Origin of the sequence: Paraglaciecola polaris LMG 21857 (genome assembly GCF_000315055.1) — a bacterium.
Lineage (GTDB): Bacteria > Pseudomonadota > Gammaproteobacteria > Enterobacterales > Alteromonadaceae > Paraglaciecola > Paraglaciecola polaris.
In genome coordinates this window covers 1-7384 of sequence record NZ_BAER01000062.1, presented here as the reverse complement: position 1 = coordinate 7384, position 7384 = coordinate 1, and the positions used below count along the sequence as shown (strand labels likewise).

Here is a 7384-nt window from a genome sequence, read left to right as displayed (position 1 = left end):
ATTTTAGAGTGTTTTTTGCACTAAAAGGCTGGTGTGGCTATTGACGTCCAAGTATCAAGGTTTACAATGCTAATCAGCTTGAAATTACGGCTGTAACTGCTTAAATAATCGTTTGCTAATGCAGAATTAACTTGTAGTATTAAAGCGACTATCGATAGCACATTTGATAATCAAATAACCGGAGAACAAAAATGAAAGAAGGACGCATTAATGCTAACGGATTGGATTTCACCTATTTGGAGGAAGGATCTGGCCCGTTGGCTCTTTGTGTACACGGTTTTCCAGATTCGCCGTATAGCTTTCGTCACCTGATGCCAGAATTGGCAAAGGCTGGTTATCGAGCCGTCGCGCCATTCATCCGAGGTTATGCTCCTACGGCCATTCCTGAAAATGGTGATTACTCTACAAAAACGCGCGCTGCCGACTTTAATGCACTGCACGAAGCCTTAGGTGGAGCAGGCGATGCGGTATTGATTGCACACGACTGGGGTGCTGTTGCTGCCTATGGCGCTTTGGCAGCAGAACCAAATCGCTGGAGTAGCGCCGCGATAATGAGTGTGCCGCCACTCGCGATATTCGGCAATTATGTTTTTCAATACGAGCAAATTAAACGTTCTTTCTATTTCTGGTTTTTCCAAATGGATATTTCTGAAGCGATTGTTGCTATGGATAATTTTGCGTTTATCGATGGCTTATGGGCTGATTGGTCGCCGGGTTATGATGCGAGCGAAGATTTGTATCAGGTGAAAAAATGTTTCAGCAATCCGGCTAACCTGAGGGCCGCAATGGCTTATTATCGCGACTTATTCAATCCTAGCCTTTTTGGTATGCCTGATGAGATGGAAAAACACGCTGCAGTTTGGGGGCAGCCTATTTCCCAACCAGCGCTTTATCTTCATGGAACAAATGATGGTTGTATCGCGCTTGATGATGCGGGTTTAAAAGACGTGGTTAACTATTTGGGCGTCGGTTCGAAAGCCGAATGGGTGAAAGACGTTGGGCACTTTCTGGTGCTGCAAAAACCAGAAGAGGTGAACCAGCGAATCTTGCAGTTTCTTAAAACATCAAAAGTATAGTTTTAGTAAACTGCTAAGCTGGAGTGTGGTGTAGGTTACATAGGTTTTTTTTCATTAAAAAGATGACTATATTAAGCGTATTAAAGGGGCAGGCTAAGCAACTAAAGCAACATACGCTGACGGTGTATTTCGCCGCACGTGACCCGCGCACTCCCATGATTGTTCGAGGGTTGGCTTTATTCGTCGCGGCGTATGCGTTTAGCCCTATTGACCTGATTCCTGACTTTATTCCAGTTATCGGCTATCTCGATGATTTATTATTGATTCCATTGGGCTTAGCACTGGTCATCAGATTTACCCCTCCTGAGGTGTTAGTATCGGCTCGTGAGCAAGCTAAAAAAACGTTAAACTGGCCTGTCAGTTACGTTACTGCTGGATTTTTCGTACTGTTATGGCTACTTGCACTGTGGTTCTTTTGTTACTGGATTGTCGGTATCGTCTGACAATAAAGAAGGCTGTTTGATATAAAATAATCGGCTAGACAGCTGAGTTTAACTCGGTGCAAAATAACAGGCCGCATTAAAAATAGAGAGATAAATAAATCAGGTGATAAATGGCTAAGGCGTGTGCGAGACATATTTTGCTTAAAAGCAAAGAACAGGCGGAAGCGCTGAAACGACAATTAAAAGATGGCGCGGATTTCGCCAGTCTGGCTAAAAAGCACTCGCAATGTCATTCAGCGAAACGTGGTGGCGACCTCGGTGAGTTTGGCCCAGGTAAAATGCTGAAGGCTTTTGACAATGTCGTGTTCAAAAAACCGCTGTTAACGGTACACGGGCCGATTAAAACTAAGTTTGGTTACCACTTAATTGAAACTATTTATCGTACTTAGTCCTTTCTTTAATAGTATTCGACCGGCTCAATAGCATTCGCTGTTTCGTGATAAGAAATTTCAAGGCTTAAATCTTGTAATAGGACTTTACTAACGATACGCTAGCTATCAGGCGTGCCCTTTAATAATAAAAACGGATGTTTGAAGTAGCCGATTAAATCTGAATAAATTCTACTCTCATATGTCATTTGAAAAATTCAAACCCGCTTATTTACACCCGAAATACTGGCTTTCATGGTTAATCGTTGGTTTCACCTGGCTGCTCGCTCAGATACCCAGACCCTGGCAAAGCGGTATCTCGGGTTGGGTTGCTCGCAGACTAGCAAATAGTCGCAATAGCCGCATTAGAACGATCCGCCGTAATATAGACTTATGTTTTATTGAAAAATCAGAGGCGGAGCGGGAAAAGTTGGTCGTCGCGAACCTATCATCGTCGGTATTGGGTATAGGTAGGATTAATACCCCCGTCATCTTCCCAATCTACAATAAAAAACAGGCTATTAGCAATCGCCAAGTTATTATCAACCCATTAGCGGTACCATTATTAAGCACAAATCAATAATGCGCCGACCTTTTTAGCGTTTTGCGCATTCCGACCCGCACCCTATCCTGCCAGCCTCATCCTTGAGTAGCACCTATCATCCTCTCCCTTGCTTCCCTAATCGAACAAGCTCTCTTGTGGCGGGGCGCGGGGCTCTGCTAATTGATTCACTGCTACAGCGGCCCCGGACTTCGCATCCAGGTGAGCTAAAATCTTACTGATGATCGATGGGTTTTCAATACAAGCAATAATGCGCACCGCGCCACCACAGCAGCTACAGATAGTCACATCAATATTGAATACGCGCTTAAGCCGCTCGGCCCACGTCATGCTTTGATGACAATCAACCCGCGCAGGCTCATCAGCCTTCACGCACTGCTTTTGAGTGCTTCCCTTGCCGCGCTTAGCGGGAGTAACAAAGATACGCCGCTTGCTGTTAGGGGCCAGTACACCATGGTACCGCGTCAAATTTGCGCGTGGCTTCGGAACCAAGGCTGCTAATTTCGCCATGAAATCTAACGGCTCGAAGATAACGTGTGTTGTGCCATCTCTGTAGGGCGTCTTTAGCTGATACCTGACCTTGCCCTGCGAAGTCAGTGCCAGTCGCTTTTCTGATACCGCAGGGCGGGAAATATAGCGGCACAAGCGTTCCAGCTTTTTGCGTTCTCGTGTTTTTGTAGCCACCCCGGCATGCAGGGAGAAACCGGCGATTTTACCGACCTGGTTTGTACCAAAATCATCATCTTCCCAGGATGGGATTGTTTGTAGTGTGAAGACCTTGCGGCCCTGTTGTGGGCCCACTGCAATACGATAGGTGATGGAGTGCCCCTGAAGCTGGTTCATCGCATCGTCGTCTTGTAAATCTAGCGTCAGATAACTGCTTTCATCATCGCGCACCAACAATCCCTGGCGCTCTAAATGGCCTGCAACACGCTGGCTAATTGTTGCCACCAGCGTATTGAGTTCACTGGTGGTCGCCGCGTTAACGCGGTGAAACCTCAATTGTCCGTTGTGTTTTTCTTGGTAGACTCCGTCAATAAAGAGCATATGAAAATGGACATTAAGATTTAGCGCGGAGCCAAAACGCTGTATCAGAGTAACGGCGCCCGTTTGTGCTTGTGTGGCTTTAACCCCCGCTTTTTTGATCAAGTGCGTTGAAATGACTCGGTTAACAATGCCCAGCACCTTACTCATGACCAGAGGGTTGCTGGATAAAAGGAATCGCAGCGGGTATGGAAAACTGAGTACCCATTGACGGATAGGTTTGTGCGGTAAGACGTCATCGACTAACAGCGCTGCTGTTTCTGCCATTCGCCTCGCTCCACAGCTGGGGCAAAAGCCTCGGCGTTTGCAGCTAAACGCTACCAGGTGTTCAAGGTGACAATCTTCACAGCGGACCCGCAGGAATCCATTTTCGAGCCTGCCACATTCAAGGTATTCATTAAATTCTCGTGCGACATGGCGAGGTAAAAAATGCTCCCTCTCACTGATATACAATTGAAAATCGGGCCAATAGCGCTCGATGAGTTGATAAAGCAGTGTTTGCTCTGGTCGGTGTCGGGCATAGCTAAACACATCACCGTCAGACATCCTGTACTCAGAGCACTCGCTGTGCTCGCGGGGCAAGCTTTCCGGCCTTGGCTGGGTCATACAACGCATCCTTGCGTTATTTCATGGCGATGAGTGTGTCAGCCAAAAGTATCCATTGAAAATTCTGACTTACAACCTCATTTGAGGGGGCACCTGTTTATTTTCAGTACCCCCAGAAGTAAACACGCTGTTAAAGATCAGCCACCTACGATATGCAGGTTTATTTAACTCGCTAGGCCGCGATGTCGACGGCGCCCACCCGGGCCAGTGCGATATTCCAAGGCAGTAGGGCCTCGTAGTCTTCCACCGTTTGGCAATAGGGGATGGCTTTCAATATTTCGACATAATACCGATAAGGATCTAACCCATGGCACTTAGCTGTCCTAATCAGGCTGAAGTGAAGACACAACGCTTTAGCGCCATTCACAGAGCTGCAAAATAAAAAATTCTTTCTGGCAATGACAAAGGGTTTGATTTCCTGTTCCGTCAAATTGTTATCGGCTTCTAAGCGACCATCGTTGAGAAATTCACACAGGCCATCCCAAAACTTCAGTGTGTAGGAAAAGGCTTTGCCTAAAGATGATTTCGGCAGTACCGAGGGATAGTGTTCATCAAGCCACTGCTTAAATTCTTCCATGATGGGTTTTGAGCGCAGTTGTCGCAAAGCATAGCGCTGCGCGGGCGTCATCTTCTCATCTTTGGCTTTGCGCTCAATGCCGTAAAGTCGCTTATAGAATCGCATCGCCTGCTTGGCCAAACCGTTCCCTTCGCTGGCTAGGGCAATGGGCTCAAATTTACGTCGTGCATGAGTATTACAAAAACTGGGCTTAACCGTCTCGGATTCAAATAACAAATCAAAAAATGGATCGCCATCACAATGTAGTGTGCCACTAAAGCCCGCAAACCAATCATTCACAAACGGCTTATGTTTTATCGCATTATATTCATAAAGAACAACCTCCTTCCCCGGTGCTCCACCGCGAAAGCAGTATGCATAGGATTTTGTGGTAGCCGATCGGCCTGGTTCGCTTAATACTTGCAGCGTGGTGGCATCTAACGCCCCCACACCATAGTCTATGACTTCATCTTTCATTAAATTGAACAAGGGATATAAAGGATTAGTGCAATCGATGACAGCGCGGGCCATGGTTTGTCTTGATAGCTTAAATCCTGCCCTTTTTTCGAATTGTTTTTCTAGGTGGTAGTAAGGCTGGCGGTCGTCGAGCTTACTAACGATGATGTAGGCCAAAACAGATTCAGTAAATGACGCCTTGGGCAGGATGTGTTTAGGCTTATTTGCCGTGGTAACTTCACCGTGGCAGCCCTTCGGACAAGCCACCACTTCACGCAGTTCGACAATGACTTCATAAACCGGGGGCTGATAATTAAGCCGTTCATGACGTTCGTGATTGATCACCTTCTTTTGGCAACCGCACTGACAGATTTTGTGGTGCGCTTCTACGGGGATTATCTGCTCTTTACGCAGTAGATGCTCAGCAAAGGTTTTCTTTGGCTTTTTGGTGTCGCGCTTTGAGTGAATAGCGATGACATTGCCGCCTAGGTCATCGCGGGCTTCCTGATCCTCTTCTTCATCAGCTACTGGCTCGAGAGTCGCATCACCGTACAATGCCAGTTGTGGATTATCGAGATCGATATAGCGTTCTGACTTCTGTCCAAACCGATGCCGAATCATCTGTTTTAATTGATGCAATAATAGCGCATAGGCTTGTTCAGATTGCTGATACTTTTTTCGCAACAAATCGCATTCCAGGGTGAGCTGGTCGACTTGATGCTGTAAGGATTTTTCAGTGTCGGTCATGATGGACTGCACAGTGTTTTTATGCCTGTTATTATAGACTATTCTGATAGTCAAAAGTGAAAATAGTGTTAATAAAACCGCGTGTATTGGCATTTTTCAGGCGGTTTTTGTTGCGTAAAATCAATCCCTGACAACAACCACTGCAATTGCTGCATGGACAGCTCCATTGCTTCGTCGACAACACCGGGAAACTTAAATATCCCTTTTTCAAAACGTTTGTATAGCAGCCAAAAACCACCCGACTCCCAATACAACATTTTTAATTTGTCGGCCTTTTTATTTCTAAAAACGAAGAGCTGACCTGAAACAGGATTTTTTTGCAGCGTATCAGCCACCAAAATAACAATGCCATCGATCTGATTACGAAAGTCAATCGGCTGCCGGTAAAACCAAATAGTGGTATTGAACGGTAACAGCATGGCTGACTATCTCGTGAGAAGGCTGGGTAACAGTGCCAGTAATTCAGGGGAGTGAATCACTAGACGTGCACCATTGGGATATTCCAGGACACCTAGTGGAACGCATGCAGCTTTAGGTTGTGGCTGAAGTTGAGCCTTAGCTGTTACATTGACTGGAATAAATGCGCTTGGTGATTTGGCCTTATTGAATTTTTGAGACCAGTACACGAATTGGTGATAAACCAGCTTGTGACTGTCAGCATACTCCCGCTTAGATAGGCCGCTGCTATTGTACGCCTTAACATGAGTTTGCCATTGCTGTTTTTTCATGGGAATGCCCTCGATAAATGGAGGAGCGACTATGACAGGCCGTGCTGGCTCAGGCTAGAATGGTGTTTATAGATCGCTTACGGATATTCTGCGCACGCTGCGCCACTACAGCTGGGTAGCGACCATCCGGATGGAGGGGCATGAACATGCTCGGTCACATTTCAAAGCATCCATCGTGGTGGGGCTGGCGATTGACGCAATTGGACTGAGGTTCCAGGTCGAGGATGCGCGACGCTTTACCAAAGCCGGCAGGCAGCATCTTTTTGCAGAGGACCGTTTCGCGACCACGCTGGACGGGCGGATATTGCGTGGATCGAGCGTACAGATGCCTGGCATTGGCGGACGCCCCGGAGCGCTGGCCGCCAAGATGGCAGGCGAGCAATCCTTTCTGGATGCCGCCGGGCACATCTTGCAGCACTACATCGATGGACGACGAAGCGGACATGCGCTGCATCTCGTCGAACGCTGGGCCAATGCGCTGTACTGGGTCGGCGAAGCTCGTCGCGAGGCTTCCGACTTCATGGCGGTGGTGAACTATGGCTGTGCCGCTGACGGGCTGTCGGGCGCAGGCGGAAAGGCGAACGATATGATAAGCTTCGCCGAGACCGCGCTCAAACCCGAGGGCGAGACCGTGCCCGAGGGCGCGCTCACGGTGGCCGCAGCAGTCCACAAAGTCTATCGAGAAGGCCGCAACAAGCTTGCCCACGGCGAAACGTCGGGACTGCTAGAGGATCTTGCGGAGCCGCGCGCAGTCGGCGAAGCGCTGCTGTCGGCACTGTTCGATGTTGTGACCCCAGT

Annotated in this window: 9 protein-coding genes; 5 read left to right on the top strand and 4 right to left on the bottom strand. The window is 47.7% G+C overall.

The features are described from left to right. Positions 1-191: 191 nt before the first annotated feature. The 4 genes from GPLA_RS12360 to GPLA_RS12345 all read left to right on the top strand — a co-directional run bounded on the left by GPLA_RS12360 (position 192) and on the right by GPLA_RS12345 (position 2470). Positions 192-1076 carry an alpha/beta fold hydrolase gene (locus tag GPLA_RS12360; RefSeq protein ID WP_007105259.1) on the top strand — a complete coding sequence of 295 codons (885 nt, stop codon included), beginning with the start codon at positions 192-194 and terminating at the stop codon, positions 1074-1076. Positions 1077-1138: 62 nt separating this feature from the next. Beyond that, on the top strand, positions 1139-1519 hold the full coding sequence (locus GPLA_RS24345; protein ID WP_007105258.1) for a YkvA family protein: 381 nt from the start codon (positions 1139-1141) through the stop codon (positions 1517-1519). Between the two features lie 110 nt (positions 1520-1629). Then, positions 1630-1908 (top strand): peptidylprolyl isomerase, encoded by a 279-nt coding sequence (locus GPLA_RS12350; protein WP_007105257.1) that lies wholly within the window; start codon positions 1630-1632, stop codon positions 1906-1908. A gap of 181 nt (positions 1909-2089) precedes the next feature. Then, complete coding sequence (locus GPLA_RS12345; RefSeq protein ID WP_007105256.1) at positions 2090-2470, top strand: LpxL/LpxP family acyltransferase; 381 nt, start codon at positions 2090-2092, stop codon at positions 2468-2470. A gap of 96 nt (positions 2471-2566) precedes the next feature. On the opposite strand, the gene GPLA_RS12340 is transcribed toward GPLA_RS12345, so the two are convergent. The 4 genes from GPLA_RS12340 to tnpA all read right to left on the bottom strand — a co-directional run bounded on the left by GPLA_RS12340 (position 2567) and on the right by tnpA (position 6586). Continuing rightward, on the bottom strand, positions 2567-4039 hold the full coding sequence (locus GPLA_RS12340) for a transposase (RefSeq protein WP_040514660.1): 1473 nt from the start codon (positions 4037-4039) through the stop codon (positions 2567-2569). Between the two features lie 232 nt (positions 4040-4271). Then, the gene (gene tnpC, locus GPLA_RS12335) at positions 4272-5858 is read right to left on the bottom strand and encodes an IS66 family transposase (protein WP_015005934.1); all 1587 of its coding nucleotides are present in this window, start codon (positions 5856-5858) and stop codon (positions 4272-4274) included. A 68-nt stretch (positions 5859-5926) separates the two neighbouring features. After that, positions 5927-6277: an IS66 family insertion sequence element accessory protein TnpB gene (gene tnpB / locus GPLA_RS12330; protein ID WP_007105253.1), complete on the bottom strand. Its 351-nt coding sequence runs from the start codon at positions 6275-6277 to the stop codon at positions 5927-5929. 6 nt (positions 6278-6283) lie between these two features. Then, on the bottom strand, positions 6284-6586 hold the full coding sequence (tnpA, locus tag GPLA_RS12325; RefSeq protein WP_007105252.1) for an IS66 family insertion sequence element accessory protein TnpA: 303 nt from the start codon (positions 6584-6586) through the stop codon (positions 6284-6286). Between the two features lie 130 nt (positions 6587-6716). On the opposite strand from tnpA, the gene GPLA_RS12320 reads away from it, so the two are divergent. Further along, positions 6717-7384 (top strand): hypothetical protein (locus GPLA_RS12320; protein ID WP_226993103.1); only part of this gene is annotated, 668 nt, incomplete at its 3' end.